The organism is Flavobacterium hankyongi (assembly GCF_036840915.1).
GTDB classification, from domain to species: Bacteria; Bacteroidota; Bacteroidia; order Flavobacteriales; family Flavobacteriaceae; genus Flavobacterium; species Flavobacterium hankyongi.
Genome location: NZ_CP085725.1, coordinates 1,140,524 through 1,158,031, shown reverse-complemented (window position 1 = coordinate 1,158,031; position 17,508 = coordinate 1,140,524). Strand labels below are relative to the sequence as shown.

Annotated in this window: 17 protein-coding genes; 7 read left to right on the top strand and 10 right to left on the bottom strand. The window is 32.3% G+C overall.

Annotated features, from left to right (window positions below; all coding sequences use genetic code 11):
* Positions 1-89: 89 nt before the first annotated feature.
* The 3 genes from LJY17_RS05365 to LJY17_RS05355 all read right to left on the bottom strand — a co-directional run bounded on the left by LJY17_RS05365 (position 90) and on the right by LJY17_RS05355 (position 3,055).
* The gene (locus tag LJY17_RS05365; protein ID WP_264542822.1) at positions 90-1,502 is read right to left on the bottom strand and encodes an MBL fold metallo-hydrolase; all 1,413 of its coding nucleotides are present in this window, start codon (positions 1,500-1,502) and stop codon (positions 90-92) included.
* Positions 1,503-1,571: 69 nt separating this feature from the next.
* Positions 1,572-2,357: a sulfite exporter TauE/SafE family protein gene (locus LJY17_RS05360; RefSeq protein WP_264542821.1), complete on the bottom strand. Its 786-nt coding sequence runs from the start codon at positions 2,355-2,357 to the stop codon at positions 1,572-1,574.
* A 71-nt stretch (positions 2,358-2,428) separates the two neighbouring features.
* Entirely contained in the window at positions 2,429-3,055 is a 627-nt protein-coding gene (locus LJY17_RS05355; protein ID WP_264542820.1) for a Crp/Fnr family transcriptional regulator, read from the bottom strand.
* A gap of 119 nt (positions 3,056-3,174) precedes the next feature.
* On the opposite strand from LJY17_RS05355, the gene LJY17_RS05350 reads away from it, so the two are divergent.
* On the top strand, positions 3,175-4,779 hold the full coding sequence (locus tag LJY17_RS05350; RefSeq protein ID WP_264542819.1) for a class I SAM-dependent methyltransferase: 1,605 nt from the start codon (positions 3,175-3,177) through the stop codon (positions 4,777-4,779).
* Between the two features lie 27 nt (positions 4,780-4,806).
* Here the strand turns inward: LJY17_RS05350 and LJY17_RS05345 are convergent, their stop codons facing one another.
* The 6 genes from LJY17_RS05345 to LJY17_RS05320 all read right to left on the bottom strand — a co-directional run bounded on the left by LJY17_RS05345 (position 4,807) and on the right by LJY17_RS05320 (position 10,542).
* Complete coding sequence (locus LJY17_RS05345) at positions 4,807-6,447, bottom strand: phospholipase D-like domain-containing protein (protein WP_264542818.1); 1,641 nt, start codon at positions 6,445-6,447, stop codon at positions 4,807-4,809.
* A 139-nt stretch (positions 6,448-6,586) separates the two neighbouring features.
* A complete protein-coding gene (locus tag LJY17_RS05340) occupies positions 6,587-7,138 on the bottom strand; it encodes a 2'-5' RNA ligase family protein (protein WP_264542817.1) in 552 nt (183 codons plus the stop codon).
* 18 nt (positions 7,139-7,156) lie between these two features.
* Entirely contained in the window at positions 7,157-7,714 is a 558-nt protein-coding gene (locus tag LJY17_RS05335) for a DUF6642 family protein (RefSeq protein ID WP_264542816.1), read from the bottom strand.
* A gap of 125 nt (positions 7,715-7,839) precedes the next feature.
* Entirely contained in the window at positions 7,840-8,502 is a 663-nt protein-coding gene (locus tag LJY17_RS05330) for a response regulator (protein ID WP_264542815.1), read from the bottom strand.
* Positions 8,499-9,281, bottom strand: a complete 783-nt coding sequence (locus LJY17_RS05325) for a sensor histidine kinase (protein WP_264542814.1) — start codon at positions 9,279-9,281, stop codon at positions 8,499-8,501. The genes LJY17_RS05330 and LJY17_RS05325 overlap by 4 nt, the downstream gene beginning before the upstream one ends.
* Positions 9,282-9,933: 652 nt before the next feature.
* Positions 9,934-10,542 (bottom strand): hypothetical protein, encoded by a 609-nt coding sequence (locus tag LJY17_RS05320; RefSeq protein WP_264542813.1) that lies wholly within the window; start codon positions 10,540-10,542, stop codon positions 9,934-9,936.
* Positions 10,543-10,805: 263 nt separating this feature from the next.
* Between LJY17_RS05320 and LJY17_RS05315 the strand changes: the two genes are divergently transcribed.
* The 4 genes from LJY17_RS05315 (at position 10,806) to LJY17_RS05300 (ending at position 15,373) form a co-directional block, all read left to right on the top strand.
* A complete protein-coding gene (locus tag LJY17_RS05315) occupies positions 10,806-11,201 on the top strand; it encodes a hypothetical protein (RefSeq protein WP_264542812.1) in 396 nt (131 codons plus the stop codon).
* 11 nt (positions 11,202-11,212) lie between these two features.
* Complete coding sequence (locus tag LJY17_RS05310; RefSeq protein ID WP_264542811.1) at positions 11,213-12,112, top strand: hypothetical protein; 900 nt, start codon at positions 11,213-11,215, stop codon at positions 12,110-12,112.
* A gap of 40 nt (positions 12,113-12,152) precedes the next feature.
* On the top strand, positions 12,153-14,153 hold the full coding sequence (locus LJY17_RS05305; protein WP_264542810.1) for a hypothetical protein: 2,001 nt from the start codon (positions 12,153-12,155) through the stop codon (positions 14,151-14,153).
* Positions 14,154-14,317: 164 nt separating this feature from the next.
* Entirely contained in the window at positions 14,318-15,373 is a 1,056-nt protein-coding gene (locus tag LJY17_RS05300; RefSeq protein WP_264542809.1) for a hypothetical protein, read from the top strand.
* A gap of 177 nt (positions 15,374-15,550) precedes the next feature.
* Here the strand turns inward: LJY17_RS05300 and LJY17_RS05295 are convergent, their stop codons facing one another.
* Entirely contained in the window at positions 15,551-16,099 is a 549-nt protein-coding gene (locus LJY17_RS05295) for a helix-turn-helix domain-containing protein (RefSeq protein WP_264542808.1), read from the bottom strand.
* Between the two features lie 594 nt (positions 16,100-16,693).
* Between LJY17_RS05295 and LJY17_RS05290 the strand changes: the two genes are divergently transcribed.
* Positions 16,694-17,041, top strand: a complete 348-nt coding sequence (locus LJY17_RS05290) for a GIY-YIG nuclease family protein (RefSeq protein WP_264542807.1) — start codon at positions 16,694-16,696, stop codon at positions 17,039-17,041.
* A 164-nt stretch (positions 17,042-17,205) separates the two neighbouring features.
* Entirely contained in the window at positions 17,206-17,454 is a 249-nt protein-coding gene (locus LJY17_RS05285) for a GIY-YIG nuclease family protein (protein ID WP_319800118.1), read from the top strand.
* Positions 17,455-17,508: the final 54 nt, after the last annotated feature.

Here is a 17,508-nt window from a genome sequence, read left to right as displayed (position 1 = left end):
CGCGTATCGAAAGCCTGAAAAATTAGAAAAGTTCCCATGGCCAATCGAATAAATCGCATAAGATGCCAATTGTTTAAAACAGTTTTCATTTATAAAACTTTACTTTGACAAACAAAATCGGTTCTTGGTAATTCAGTTTTTGCGATAGCACTAAAACCTCCTTCAATTTCTGTGAAATTTCTGTATCCGCGTGCTTGTAAAATCGATGCAGCTATCATACTGCGATATCCTCCTGCACAATGAATGTAAAAATGTTCTTTAGGATCTATTTCGTTAATCCAATTATTAATGTATGCTAAAGGTTTGCTATATGCTTCATCTAGATGTTCTGCACTGTATTCGCCTTCTTTACGAATGTCGATTACTTTATCAGTACCAATTTTTACTTCTTGAGCAAATTGTTCTGCTGAAATACGTTTAACACTATCAATTTCTTTACTTGCTTTTTCCCAAGCTTCAAACCCTCCTTGTAAATGTCCAAGTACGTTATCAAAACCAACACGACTTAATCGCGTAATAGTTTCTTCTTCTTTACCTAAATCGGTAACAATTAATATAGGTTGATTTACATCGGCAATTAGAGTTCCAACCCATGGAGCAAAATCACCACCAATTCCAATATTTATAGATTGTGGAATGTGTTTTTTATAAAATTCGGCAGCATTACGAGTGTCTAAAATTAGAGCCTCAGTATTTTCGGCCATTTCTTCAAACTCGTTTGGAGATAAGCTTTTCATTCCGTTATTTAAAACCTCTTCAAAGCTGTTGTATCCTTTTTTGTTCATGGCTACATTCATTCCAAAATAGGCTGGAGGAGGTGTTAAACCATCAAGTACTTCGGTTACAAACTCAGCTTCCGTCATATTTGCTCTAAGAGCATAGTTTTTTTCTTTTTGCTCCCCAATAGTAGAAACTGTTTCTTTACTCATGTTTTTACCACAAGCACTTCCAGCACCGTGAGCAGGGTAAACAATAACATCATCTGCTAAAGTCATTATTTTGTCACGCAATGAATGAAATAAGATAGCAGCTAATTGTTCTTGAGTCATTTCTGCTGCTTTTTGAGCTAAATCAGGTCGTCCAACATCTCCAATAAACAAAGTATCTCCAGAGAAAATAGCATGTTCTTTTCCGTTTTTGTCAATTAATAAGTACGTTGTACTTTCCATAGTATGACCAGGAGTGTGTAATGCTTTTATTTTTATATCACCAATTTCAAATACTTGATTGTCTGTGGCAATTACTGCTTCAAATTCGGGTTGAGCCGTTGGACCATAAACAATAGATGCACCTGTTGCTTTGCTTAAGTCTAAATGTCCAGAAACAAAATCGGCATGAAAATGTGTTTCAAAAATATATTTTAAAGAAACGCCATCAAGTGATAATCTATTAATATAAGGTTGTACCTCACGAAGTGGATCAATTATAGCAGCCTCCCCGTTAGAAGTAATATAATATGCTCCTTGAGCTAAACAACCAGTGTATATTTGTTCTATTTTCATAGTTTGTATTTTTATTATTTTTCTTTAAACAAAAATAAAGTATATCTAAGTTATAATTAGTGATAATTATCACATGTTTAAAAATTCTTTACTAATAATATAAATTCCCATTAGTAGTACAAACCAGCCAAAAGCAGGTTTGAGTTTTTTTCCATCGATTGTTTTTGAAAGTTTCGTTCCAATTAAAATTCCTATAGAAGCAATTAACGTAATTGAAATCAAGAAAGTATAATTAATAACAACACCATTTAAAACATCTCCTAAAAAGCCTAAAGTTGAGTTTATAAAGATAATGAATAATGAGCTGCCTATAGCTTGTTTCATAGATAGATTTCCAAAAAGTACCAAAGCAGGGATAATTAAAAATCCGCCACCAGCACCTAAAAATCCAGTTATTATTCCTATGACTAAACCAAGAACAATTAATTTAGTTAAATTGATTTCTTTATTAATCGTTTCGGGTTGTTTCCTAATCATTGAAAAAGCCGCAAAAATCATCAAAATTGAAAAAACAATCATAATCAAAATATCTTTGGTAATGAGCATTTGACCGATTTCAAAAATTTTTGAAGGCAAACTAGGTAAAATAAATTTTCGTGTAAGCAATAATGATATAACTGATGGTATTCCAAAATAAAGCGCTGGTTTTAATTGCAAATTACCTAATTTGTAATGTTTGTAAGTTCCCAATAGAGAAGTAGTCCCAACAATAAATAAAGAATAACTTGTAGCGTTTTCAGGATTAATTTTGAATAAATATACCAGAATAGGAATGGTCAAAATAGAGCCGCCACCTCCAATAAGTCCTAAAGAAATACCAATTAGTACGGATGATAAATAACCTAAAATTTCCATATTGAATAATTATATCGCAAAATTCATTTATTATAGCATAAATGATGGTAACATTTATCACACGGATAAAATTATTTTATCAGTTCTATATGATTTCTATATAAACTAACTAAGCCCTGTTGCTCCATTTTTTTTAGTAATCTTGAAATGACTTCGCGAGAAGTATTTAATTCAGTAGCAATTTCCTGATGAGAAAGTTTAATATCTTTAGATTGCGTAACTTCTTTGTGTTTTTTTAGATAAAATGCTAAACGTTCATCCATTGCTTTAAAAGCAATATTATCAATCACCTCGAGTACTTCTTCAAAACGTTTTCTATAAGTATCAATAACAAACTCATACCAACTGCGATGTTGTGCCATCCATTTTTCCATAAGTGGTAAGGGTAATTGTACAACTTCTGCATCTTCAACTACTTTTGCCATCACAGCACTAGTTTCACTTTTCGTTGCACAAATCATAGATATGGCACAGGCCTGACCGGGCTGTAAATAGTACATAAAGAATTCGTTTCCATCATCGTCTTCTCGATAAATTTTAATTTTTCCTTTAAGGACTAAAATGGTGTTTTTAATGTATTGTCCAGAACGAATAAGTACTTCTCCAGCATTAAATTCTTTAATTGCAGCATTTTTTTCAATGTCATCGAGTAATAATTGATTAAAACTGGGAAAATTGTCCTTTACTATTTGTTTCATAATTTTTTTATTGTGGTTCGAAGTTACGAAATAGTACTTGAAAGTTCTTTTGTTGAGTTATAATAAGTTCGTTTTATTGTGCAATATTTTTATATATTTGAGAAACAACATAAATTTTTATGATACCAAAAAACAAATTACGTGAATCGATATTTAGACATTTAGATGGCATTGTTACTGCACCAGTAGCACATATTTTAAAAGAAAAAGGAATTTTAGATTATATTCTAAAAAATAAAAAAGTTACTCTTGCCAAGTTAGTTGAAGAATTTAAAGCTAATGAAGGCTATCTCAATGTGGCCCTTAGAGTATTAGCTTCACAGGGATTTTTAGATTATGACATCGATATTCAAAATGATGTTATTACGGTTGAGGTAAATCAGAAAAGTGAATATGCTTTTAGTCTGTTCTATCTTTATAAAGACGTGGTAACATTATTGAACACTTCAACTATTTTTACTGCCAATGTTATCACTGCTGATAGTATAAGTGTTTTGGAACCAATTTTTGAAAAATATAAAGCTTCTTATGATTTAAAGTGGGAAACCGATGAAAATTTAAAAAGTATTCAAGAGCAAATTCTCATGCATATTGAAGGTTATTTGGTTGCTCCAATAACGGTTAGCTTGGGAATGAGTGGTATGTTTCATAAGTACTTTATGGAATCTTCTTTTAGTGCCGATGAATTTCATAAAAATCCCGAATCGTTTTCAAAAATGCTTGACTTTTTAGCCTATTTGGGATGGTTTTTACAGAAAAAAGGGAAATATCAATTTACTGAAGATGGATTGTTTATAGCCAAAAGAGCTTCAGCATACGGTGTAACTGTTTCCTACTTACCAATGTTTAAGAATTTAGAAACATTGATTTTTGGAAATCCTAATAAACTAAGAGACATTGGGCAAAATGAAGAAGAGATTCATGTAAACAGAGAAATGAATGTGTGGGGTAGTGGAGGAGCACATACAACTTATTTTAAGGTTATAGACGATATAATTATCGAATTATTTAATAAACCAATTCATGAACAACCCAAGGGAATTCTTGATATGGGGTGTGGTAATGGCGCTTTCTTACAACATATTTTTGAAGTGATAGAAAGACAAACTCTTCGTGGGAAATTATTAGACGAGCATCCACTGTTTTTAGTTGGCGCCGATTATAATCAAGCTGCATTAAAAGTGACAAGAGCTAATTTAATCAAAGCAGATATTTGGGCTAAAGTAATTTGGGGTGATATTGGAAATCCTCAGCAATTATCAGATGATTTGAAAGAGGATTACAATATTGATTTAAAAGATTTGCTTAATGTGCGTACGTTTTTAGATCATAATCGTATTTGGGAAGTACCTTCTCAAAAAACAGAAGGTAGAGTAAGCACTTCTTCTGGAGCGTTTGCACATAGAGGAGTTAGGATTAATAATAATGATGTTGAAGATAATTTACTAGAACATTTCAAGAAATGGGCACCTTATGTACATCGATTCGGATTGTTAATTATTGAGTTGCATACAGTTTCTCCAGATTTAACAGCTAATAACGTTGGAAGTACTGCAGCAACAGCTTATGATGCCACACATGGCTTTTCGGATCAATTTATTGTAGAGATAGATGTACTACATAAAATAGCCGCAGAAGCAGGACTTTTCCCTGATAAAGAATATTTCAAAAAATATCCTAATACTGACTACGCAACAGTAAGTATTAATTTGCTGAAAGGATAAATAAAAAGGCCTCAACAGAGGCCTTTTTTATTGTTTTACTACTTTAAAACTTTTTACTTTATCATCACTTTTTATATTCAAAATGTAAACGCCAGTTTGCTGATTTGATAAATCGATAGTCTCATTGAATAAAAGCCCAATTTCTTTTTCATAAATTTTCTTACCCATAAAATCGTAAAGGACTATTGAACAGTTATTAATATCATCTTCTCCAGAATTTCTAATAGTAATGTTATTATTTGTTGGGTTAGGATATAAAGTAAGAGATTGCTCATTGAAAGTTGAACTATTTACAGATAAAACTCCAGCTGCAAGTGTATACAAATAATGAAAAGCTTGATAGTACTGATTTGCAATATTGGCATCGTGTACCACAACTGTATTTTCATCATTTCTAGTTTCAGCCGAAGAACTCCAGTTATGAGAACCAGTTAAAACTTGTGCGTCTGATGTTGGGTTGCTGTTGTCAATAACAACAAATTTGTGATGCATAATGCTACCTGTTACCACATCTTTTACGGCGTGACCAGAAGCAATATTACTTTGGATTAAATTGAAATCGTTTCCAGAAGGGTTTTGCGTATCTGTAAGAAGATTTGTATTAGTAATTCCAGCATTATATTTATTTATAATAGCATTGGCAATATCATCCCTAGTAATAAGCATAGTGGCAATATCGATGTCTGAATTTGCTGAGTTGATACAATTTATAATAGCTGTAGTAGGGCCATCCGTAGGACTAAAATAATTTTCCACAGCCTTTCCGCCAATAACATAATTGTGTGGAGTATTGTCAGTTTTGTAGGGACCAAATTTAGAATTAACAAGATTAGGAGTCATTGTATTGCTTCCCCACATTTCTTCAAATTCTAATTTATATCCTAAGGCTAAAGCTTGATCCTGAAAAGTGATTACATTGTTAGAATCTGGTCCATCAATTTGTACCACTGTCCAGTTTGTAGCACCAGTCCAGACTAAAGGTTTGTTTGCGTCTGCATCATTAGCATCAAAAATGACAAACTTGTTGTGCATAATTCCATAATCAGATGTAGTTGGACTCGCAAGTTTTGGTATACCAGCATTTAATAAAGGAATCATGGCGCTACTTGTAGATCCGTCATATATTACTCTCACTTGCACACCTCTTGTATAAGCAGCGTTTATTGCACCAGCAATTCCAGAAGTAGCATTTGGTGAAGCCGAATTATAAATAGCAATGTCTAAAGTTGAGGTACAAGCATTTATTTTTTCAATTAATTTGTCATCTAATGTGTTTCCTAGATTTGTTGCATTATTTCCAGGGTAAGCTACTGATGTACTTACTGCATGATTGAAATACACTTTTATTTCCCCAGTTGAAAGGGACTGAGTTGCCAATCGTGTTGTTTTTTCTACTCCGTTTTCGATATAATTTACTACCAATATCTGTCCGGGTTTAGAAACAGGAATAGTGTATGTTGTGTTTTGTTTGTTTGATGAAAAATATAGTTTTTCACCGCTAAATGCATCTGAAATAGTTATAATGCTTGCTGGATTATCAAAGCTTACTTCAATTTTGTTAGTGAAATATTTACTTGTAAAATTATTTTCTCTAATTGTTGTTTGACTACTAACAATTGATGTGATTAAACAAAATGGTAAAAGGTATAATAGTAGTTTTTTTTTCATAGCCTCTATCTATTTGATGTTGGGGGGTTCAAATATATAAACACTATTGAATCAGGCACTATAAAGTATTGTTTTTCAACTTTTTAGTAGGTTTAGTATTACAAAAAATAAATTTAAAAGGTTAGTTAAAAATAAAAGACTAGAAAAGAACTAATTGACTTTCGGGTTCACTTTTAAACCAAAATTTTTCTATGACAAAATATTGCTTTACTTCTGGGTTGAATTTTCTCAAAACGATATTGTCACAATAAAAGCTCTCATTATAGTTTTTAAATAATTCTTGTGCAGAATTAAGCTGCTGAGGTTTTAATCCTCGACCAATTGTTATGTGTGGAGTGTCGCTATGATGATAGGTTTTAACGGATAAACTATTATGGTAACGTTTCATTATAGGACGAAGTTGTTTTTTAGATTCTTCTTCAATAGCCATGTAGAAAGCACCATTAGGAAATGAATCAAAATCTTTAATTGAAACCGTAAGGGGGGTAATAGGGGCTGAAAGTTGTGTTAATTCGGAATAAACTTTTTTTAAATCATTTTCAGTAGCTTCAAATTCGCAAATTGTAATATGAGCTACAGCATTTTTACTTCCAAACCAACCTACATGATTGGCTAAAAGTTCTTTCATCTTTTTAACCTCTTCAATAATTTCTTCTGAAGGATGTATTACTATTGAATACTTTTCTGTCATAATTTGGTTACAATGAATTTAATAATACATTTTAAACCCCATAGTTTTACAAATAGTATATTGCTTTTCATAGAGTACTTCTACTATTTCGGTTGGATCATCAAATTCTTCTCCTAATGAAAAATATAAATTATCGAGTGCAGCACTTAGCACTGGTACTCGATTTCCATAGCCTGAAATAGCTTTTGCTCCAGTAACATCAAGAAAATATTGAAAAGTTTCTTCTTCTAAATCTAAAAGGAAAGTGTTCGAAAAATGAATGATTTTACCTTTTAGCTTTCCCTCAAAAAATTCTGCCAATTCTTCAAAACTGTAATAGTAATTATCAATTTTTAGTTCATTTTCTTTGCCTTCAAAAACTAAGTAAATAATAGAGTAGTCTTTAAAATTACGATCTTCATAAACTAAAGTACTTATGCTTTCTTCAAATCCTTCAATACTATCGCAGGTTTTGTACACATTAGTAATCCCATATTGAAGAGCTAAATTTTCTAACTCAGGGAGGAAAAGACTTTTGCTTGGAGATTCTACATCAGGAACCGATTCTAAACAATAAATGCGTTTTTTAGAAAACATTAGATCAGATTTATGAGGAATTAAAAGTAATGTATTTTTTCAATACAATTTTACTGATAATGTTCAATAAATAGTACTCATGTAAGTTTAAATTCCTTGCATTTAGATTATTCTTGTCTGGAAACTTAAATAAACGGTTCAGTAAGTTTGTATTTGTGAGAAAACAAGACTAAACCAACTTTCGATTTAATATTAAAACGCTCAAAAAGTGCCGTGCGATAGGCTTCGATAGACTTTAAGGAGAGATTCATCATATCGGCCATTTGATCATAGGTAAATTCGTTGGCATCACACACTAGTTTTAAAAAAGTGAGTTCTCTATCAGAAAGTACTATATCTACTTTTTCTGTCAATGTTGGTATATTATAGTTTTTTATGCGTTTAAGTATATCGGAGATATTGTTGTAACCTATTTTGATGATATTGTCAATCGCAAATTGTAAGTCGGAAGCACTACAGTTTTTATGCAAAAAGCCTCTTGCTCCATGATGATAGGCTGAATTGATAATGTTTTCATCAAAATGCTGGGTCAGTAATAAAACTTTGTATTCCTCTTCTTTTTCTTCCAATGCCTGTAAAACTTCAATTCCATTCCTATTTGGCATAGAATAGTCTAAAATGTAGACATCAGGTTTTGGGTTTAACGGAAGGCTTTCTAAAAAATCTTCTCCGTTATCAAATTCGCTAATCACATTATAAGTACCTATTTTATGTAAAAGCTCTTTAAGCCCTTGTCTCACAATGGCGTGGTCATCAATAATACAAATGGTAGCTTTGTTTGTTGTCATAATTTATTTTTTTCAGAAAGTACAATAGTGGTGCCTTCTCCAAGTTTTGATGTGATATGTAGCTCATGATTAATAATGGCTGCACGCGAACTCATGTTATGAATTCCAAGCGTTTTAGCATTAACTTTGGCTTTATCATAATCAAATCCTTTACCGTTGTCCTTTACTGTCATTTTAAAATAAGGATTTGTACTAATATTTATTCTTATTTCAGTGGCCTTAGCATGCTTGAGACAATTGTTGATGATTTCTTGGAAGATACGATAAATTACAATTTTCTCGTTTGTCGAATATTCTTTACCAGTATCACTTTCTAAAGAAAATTTGATGTTAATTTTAGAATTTTTCTGTAATCGTTTCACTTCACTAGTAATAGCCCTAATAATATTCTGTTGTACCAATAATTGATTGCTTAATGAATGGCTTATACTTCTTATAGAATGTGCTAAATGTCCCACCGATTCAGAAAGTGGATTTAGAACAGTTTTGAAATCAGTATTATCCAGTTTTAGATTCTCTAGTTGAAAATTAATATACGTAAGTTGTTGTCCTACATCATCATGTAAATCCTGTGCGATGTTGTTAAGCACCTGCTCTTGTGTTTCCAGTATGGTTTGGTTTAGCGTTTTTTGAAAGTCAATATCTTTCTGGTAAATAACTTTGGTGTAGTTTTTTACTTTGTTAATGTAGAGTTTGACTATCAGCACACAAAACAATACTATTAGGCTTATGAAAAATAATCCAATAATAATTCCCAAAGCAATTTTTTCATTAGTCATTTGAATTTCTTTCTTTAAAAATATAATAATTTAAAAGTAGGTAATAGCTTATGTTTACAATGTATCCTATAAAATCATATAATTCAATTGTCCTAAATATTTTAACTGATATGACATTGTAATCCTGAAAAGCAAACATGAAGCTGTACCCTAAAAAGAAGAAAACAGGTGAGAAGAGTAAAAGGAAATTATTGGAAGTAAAAAACGAAAAATTGTCTCTCTTCAACTGGAAGAAGCTTTCCGAAATAAAAAAAAACAGATAGATAAAAGCTCCGAAAATAAATGTATAATAATTCAGGTTTTGGATTCCTTCAAAGGACAAAATATTCAGAATTCCAAAGAGAACAAAAATTCCAATCCAAATGCGCATTCTCTCTTTGTTCTCGATAAAATAACTTAGCAAAAGTAACCAAGCCGAATGGTGGAAAATAAAGCTTATGGAGTATAAAAGACTTATAGGAAGTTTGAAGTACAATAAAATAAAGACACTATACTCAGTAATAAAACTGATTATTAGTATCCATAATATGCATTTATGAATTTTATTTTTTCTTTTTAAATACATAAACCCAAAGATCAAAGTCAAAAAAACAATGATTTTGATTGGGTTTATGTATTTAAAAATTAGATCTAACATATTATGTCAGGAAGTTTAAAGTGTATTATTTTTTTTGGTAGGCTTTGTTGAGTAATTCATTTCGAAACCAGTGCCAGATACCCTAAATACAATTGGTGATTCTGTTTTTTTTGTTCTAATAAATTCAAATACTGTTGTATTATCAGCTCCTAAATTTAATGTATCAGCTATACTCCAAAATAGCGGAATTGAGTAGCAACATCTTTTTTCAGTATATGCATCAATTAGTTCCAATGAGAAAGAACCATCTATTTCATCTTTAAAACCTACATATTTGTCATAAAAATGACCATCAATTTTTGCTCTAATATCTTTCCACTTCAATTTCAAAGGTTCTTGAGTACCATAACCTATTCTAAGATCTTCATATTCCTGACTTTTCAATCCGTGCTCTTTCAGAATGTAAGGATACAAATCTTTCTTACACACTTTAGCACCATTGTCTCTTAACCATTTCGCTTGTTCTTGAACATTTGGTTTAGCTTCATATTCTGACAAATCTGAGCTACAGCCTAAACCAACTACTTTCTGTGTTTCGGCTTCAATTATTTCTTCCTTTTTAGATTCTTCTTTACACCCCACCATTACCATAGTGAATAATGCCATAAGTACTGTTTTTTTCATAATTAAAAGTATTTAGTTGATTGTTGGTTACAAAGTTTGTGATTACTCCTTTTTCATGTAGTAGGGGAAACCCTATTTTCTAGATCATTTTCCCCTAAAGCCTTGATTACTGCTAAAATATCACTTTTTTCTTAATAAAATGTTGTAGACCATTGCTATTTAAAGGATAGGGTAAAAACTATTTTTAGTTAGGGATTTCTCCATTGATGAGGAGAAGATGGTCAGGTAATTTTGAAGTGTATATTTCTTAAAACACAGAAATCATGAAAACAAATAGTAAAATCAAAGTCAACACTTACGGGCTGTACAAAATTTTGAATCAACTCTCCAATGCTGAGAATTTTAAATCAGACTTGGATGCTAAAACCTTAAGAAGTCAACTTCTGTCTGTTACTGATATTGGCGATTTTTATGATGATATCGGAATTGAAATTGAGGTTAAAAGAATAATTATATTGGTTACAGGGATGAATAAAACACCTGAAGAACTTAAAAACTCAACAAAAGTTTCATTTAGTGATATGGACTTAATAGCTCTTCAGGAAGAGTTTGAAATTATTATAAAAAAACACAAAGAAGAATCTGAAATTACTATTGATGAGATAGTTGAATGTAAAACGGTTAAAGATTGTGTAGATCTAGTTATATCTAAAGTTTAATACACACAAACATGAAAAATATATTTTTTCTTTGTTGCCTGCTGGGATTGCAGGTAGCAAATGGGCAAGGTAATCAAAACACGGTAGAAATAACCAGAGATACCCTTGCTGTTGCCGAAGACAAAGATACTTTCTGGGACAAAGTTACCATATCAGAATCTATGGAAACAAGTGAACAAATAGCAGAACCTGCTCAATTTCAATTCACTTTCCCAAAAGATGGCACAGAATCTTATGTTATCAATCTTGGTGCTTCCTATAGACTAAATGCAAGAAGTAGATTTATTTCAAGAATAAAAACTGAATTTCACAAGAATACTTTATTGGAGAAAGAACAGGAAAATCTTGATCTAGGTTATCAAGCAACACTGGGAATGCCTTTTACAAAAGGGTTTTTATTTCTGCTTTTTGACCCAAAATATGTTTATAACGGCATTGAGCACAAAAGTGCGGCTGCTGGAAACATTTTGTTTACTCTGAAAAATTACAAGTCTTCATTTTTTAAATTGAACACTAATAACCGAATTACAAACTGTATCAATTTTGTTCCTTCCTTGTTTGCAGGTTTGCAATTACAGAGCAATTTTAAAGCTAAAGAAGAGATAAACGAAGGCTTTATCATGCGTCCCATTTTTTCTTGTTCCGCTTCCTTTTATCTGAATAAGTCAAATGAAAATAAAGACGGAATTGTTAAAGCGAGTGTCATTTACAGAGGTAGACAGGATATAATTAATGATACTGACACAGAAAAAGAAGGCTATACAGATCTCTTGAAAGCTAAAGCAGAAGTTTTTTTAATCAACGCCCCCGTCAGAGTGTCTATTGGTGTAAGTTTTAATAAAGGCTCAGATCCCATAAAAGGATTGACTGAGCAGGAGTATTGGCTTCTATCTTTAAACTTCTTAAAATAATTTTTTACTACACACTAAAAACAACTTAAATAAAAAAGCTATGAAACTATTTCAAAAAATTATTTTTATGGCAACTACAGCAATAATTTTGTTTAGTTGCAAGCCAGTTAAGGCATTGGTAAATAGGGAGTTTCCACCTCTTTCAACAATTGATCAGCAATATGCATCGACCGATGCAAATATGAAAGGACTTACTGATTTTAATTCTCATATAGGAGTTCATATAGATAAAGATGTGATTAATCAATATCTACCTAGAGAATTAAAAAAAGCAGCAGAAGCGGTAAAAAGTGACGATGTAATGCTAAAAAGTATAGAACCTAAACTATCTTTTGACAGACAAGGTGTTTTTGTTGAAGCAGATTTCTTGCTTAACATTCCTGAATACAATGTAGATATCGAGGGTGCTTTTAGTGGAGTTACAGCTATTTCTACAGTAAAAGACTCATTGTATTTACGTAATGCCATAGAATCATTAAAAGTGAGTACTGTTAAATTTCATAAAAGACCTAAACTTTCAGGAAAAGCAATGGCGAAATTAATAACGCCAATCCTTAAGAATTTTATTGATAACGCAAATGGGGAAATTTTTAAAAAACCTACAGTAATTAATATTGGTTGGGGAGAAGTTTACAAACTTAAGTTGAAGGAGGTATTTAGAGATCAAAATACAGAAGTAAGTATAGATTCGATTATGGTGTCCAGATTTGTAAAAAGTACCTCTATCCGAGTTAAATCTGAGGGAATTTCTTTAATGGCAGAATTACAAGAGAGCAAGCCTACCTTAACAGTATTGAAAGGAGGTCAAACACAAGGACGAACCAATTCTGAACTGAACAAATTATTTAAAAAGTACAATGAAAAATTTGATAGTATTTGGTTAAAAGTGTATGAACCTATCGATATTGCCTCTTTAACTACAGTGAATATTAGTAAAAGTGAAATCGCAACTATTTTGAATACTGCATTTTCAAAACCAATTGAGCTAAAACAAACTTTCGAAATTCCTAAATCTAGTTTTAATGAAAAACTGGAAGTTAAAAGAGGGGATATAGATTGTCAGAAAGTAAGAACCTCGTTTAGTTATCCTGATTTCAATGGAGATAGTTGTGATTGGAATTGTATGCGAAGAGTTACTATTGGTGTATGTCCTTTTTGTAGAAGAGTTCGTGTCGAAGATCCTGTTTGTGCTGCAAGTAGAAAAGCTTGTAGATTAAGAGTTGAAGCAGAGAGAATTGTTTGGCAAACTGCAAGGGAAACTGCCCGCATTGCCCATCAAATAGAAAATGAAACCAAAGTAGGTGCTTGTAATGTATGGAGAGAAACTTTAGATTTTTTAGCTTTAGGACGATTTAAAGGAAGTGTCTCAGGGAATGGTAAAGCGGCTATCAATTTTGATTCACCAAACTTTAATTCTGACCTTTCTGAAATAAATTTAAAATATTCTGGGAATGTTGATGGGACTTTAAAATCAAATATAGAATTGATACCTGTAGATTTAGGTCATGTATTTTTTTGCTACACCAGCTATGAAAAAAATGCGACAAGTAGTGTGAGTGTCAATATTCCTACTGATACTCCTAAAATAAAAATCAATTCAGAACGAGAAGATGAAAACTTAATTCTTAAAATTAAGCTTGACAAGATTAAGTACAACGCTTCCATTAGCCCAAGTCCTTTGCATGTATTGTTAACAGACCCGCAGTTTATGGTAAAATGTCCTATTCATACATTAATTGGTATTGGTTCTGGAGCAGCTGCAATAGCTAATTTTCTTGGCTTAATTAAATTAGCTCCTGAACAAGAATTAATTTTAGCTGGTAGAGTAAACGGAGAATATGGTCTTGATGAAATGCGTGTTCCTTTTAAACCAATCATTTTTAAAGTTAATGGTGAAGAAAAGAAATCATTACTTTTTTGGCATGACAAATCAATACAGGCTAAATACCTAAAGTCTAATGGTGTACAACAACAAAACCAAAAAGAAACACAAGTAAGTCAAACAGTGGCTAAAAATGTCACAGTGACTAACGAAAACTAAAAGTTTTAAAGTTGTTTACTTACAAAAAAGAGCATCAAGTGATGCTCTTTTTTACTATAATGATATTTTAAAGTAATATATTTTTAATAAATATTTAAAAGACTTATTATTTTTAATAAGTAAGAATTTACTTAACTTAGTGACTAACATTAACAACTATTCTCATGAAAAAAACAATACTATTTCTTTGGCTATTATTTAGTTTTTCGAATTTTGGTTATTCCCAAATGACAGGAATACGTGTACAACAAAATAAAAGTCTTCCAGAGGATACTTCAAATCCAGCAACAACAATTACAAGTAATGATACCCTCACGCGATTTTATTATGCCTATCACAAGAAAAATCAAAAAAAGGTACTTGCTGAGCTAAAAGATTTAGAAAATGAAGTTAGTGATATTACTGATGTTACCAATATAACTCAATTACAGAACTTACAAAAAAGAATAGAAATTAAGAAAAGTGTTTTAGCCAAATATGAAAATTATTTTGATAAGATTATGAAAGAAAATGGCTTTAAAACTTTTTTTCCTTCTACTGGTACTCATAAAGAAGATTTCTTTAATATGATTTATAATAAAAACAGTGATAATGATATTTATTTTGTAAATAACGCTGCTGTACAGCTTAATAATTCTGGTGCAGCTATTCAGTCAGAACTTACTTCGGCATTTATGGGACCACTTCGTTTTTCTTTTGGAACCATTGTAAGTAATGCGAAGAATAACGAAAATACAGCTGAAGAGACAGCCGTTGAAGATACTGATGCTTTTAAGCGTTTGGCTTCGGGTGGTGGTAATATCTATTTAAACGCTGAATTCCCTTTGCTGTATAAAGGCAACAACCGTTTCCAGTGTGTCGTAAATAGTTTTGCAAAAGGAGCTTTGGATATCTCTGAATTTAGTGATGATGTTGATACTTCGACAGGTAATGGTAGTGCAGGAGGGAATTTATATGCGAGTGTGGCTACAGACAAGGGCGAATTTAACTTTTTTATTAGTGGAAATTATGCATTATATGCAGGAAGTAATTCATTTTATGAAAGACTTCAGGTGATGAATCATAAACCATTTGGTTTTGGACAGTTAAGCGTAGGCGTAACCATTTTAGATCGCTTGCGCATTTCATGTATCACTAATCAGTTTGGATCACAATCTCAGCTTAGAAGTGGTAAGGTAATCGTTGGTGTACAAATTCTATCTGGATTGTTTAAGTCGTAAGTATAAAACAATAAAGAAGGCCTCTAGGAGGCCTTCTTTAAATTTAGCTCTGCAATGTAGCTTTATGCGCTGTGATACCAGTGATAAAAGCATCAACTTCATTGATTTCTTTGTTAATTTGTTCAAGTTGAGATAAGATTAACTTTTTTGTAAGAAAAATATAAATTACATTTAAGGTTATAGGAAATCATCAGGTGATTCGTTTTGTTTCGATTTTATCTTTTCTAATAGGGTATAAGTTTGATGTTCCATTAATTGTTGCTTCATTTTTAACTGTTCTATATTCACTTCGCTGTACTTTTTTAGTAAGTGTAGCGAGCGAAACTCTATTTGTAATATTAAGGACTTATTTTTATCGTCATGGTCTTTCGCTTTTAGATAAGCAACCAGTTCCATAGCTGCAAAACCCTCTTTGCGTAGCTTTTCCATTACCACAATCTTTCGTGCTATGAATTGTTTTTTATGCGTTACAATTTGTAATTCGTTTTCTAATTGTTTTTGCATTTCCTTTTTCTCATTGCTTCTTAGTTGCTGCAATTCTATATTAGTTGTTTCCTTTTTTTGAAGATATATAAGCAATTGTGCTAGTTCTTGCTTGGCATGCAAAGGCAAGTCTCGTTTGCCCAGTTCATACATAGACCATTGACTACGAGTAATACCTAACAAAATAGCAATTTCCTCTTGGGATATTCCTAGCAGACTCTTTAAATTTTGTTTGTGTTTCATATTGTAAAAGTTGTGGCAAAATTTTCTTCACAAATATTTTGCCACAAAAGCTGTGGCAAAAAAATCAAACGAAATAATTTGCCACAAAAAGTGTGGCATTTTTTTATTTTAAAATATTTTGACACAGATTTTTTTACTAGGTGGCTGAGGTGTCATACTGAGCTTGCCGAAGTGCTCTCGAAGCCACAGTTCACTACGATTTCGCTTTTTAGTTAGGTTCATGGAAAGGTGGTTTCGCCCTTCGACAGGCTCAGGGAACGGCTCAACCACCGAAAAAATAATACGGTGACTGAGCGTAGTCGAAGTCACACTACGATTTCGCTTTTTAGTTAGGTTCATGGAAAGGTGGTTTCGCCCTTCGACAGGCTCAGGGAACGGCACAACCATCGAAAAAATACTATGGTGACTGAGCGTAGCCGAAGTCACATTTTTTCAGTGTGGTCGAAGTCACATTTCACTACGATTTCGACTCCGCTCAATCTCCGTTTAGCTAACGTTTTTCTAGGGTGACTGAGCGTAGTCGAAGTCACAGTTCTTAAAAAAGAAGCCAAATAAGAAACTATTTTTTATATTTAGATCAAAGAATTACACGCCATGAAAGGATATATGTATATTTTAGAATGTTCAGATGGGAGTTATTACACTGGAAGTACTATCGATTTAGAACGAAGGATTGAGGAGCATCAAAATGGGGAAGGAGCCAATCATACTAAAAAGAGACTGCCAGTTACTCTGGTGTATTATGAGGAATACGCACGTATTGATGAAGCTTTTTACAGAGAAAAACAAATTCAGGGTTGGAGTAGGAAAAAGAAAGAGGCTTTGATTGGATCTTGTGAAAAGTCATTGAAAGAAGCAGCACAATGTATTAATGAAACTCATTTTAAGAATTATAAAGGTGGTTTCGACTCCGCTCAACCACCGCTAGTTAATGGTGACTGAGCGTAGCCGAAGTCACACTACGATTTCGATACTTCGACGAGCTCAGGGAATATGTGGTTTCGACTCCGCTCAACCACCGTTGACAATACTTCGACATGCTCAGGAACCAGCTCAATCTCCGTGTAATTTCTCAGGCTACTTTTTGATAATTTTTTTATATTTAGATGAATGAATTACACGCCATGAAAGGATATATGTATATTTTAGAATGTTCCGACGGAAGTTATTATACCGGAAGTACAATAGATTTGGAGCGACGATTGCAAGAACATCAAAATGGGGAAGAAGCCAATCATACTAAAAAGAGACTGCCAGTTACTCTGGTGTGCCTTCGAGAACCTCAGGCAACAGCGAGAAATTTTCTATGGTGGCTTCGACAATTCGAGTACCTCAGTGTGCGAAGCTCAGCATAACACCTCAGTCACCGTTTACTTCGATTTCGATACTTCTGCCTTCGACAGGCTCAG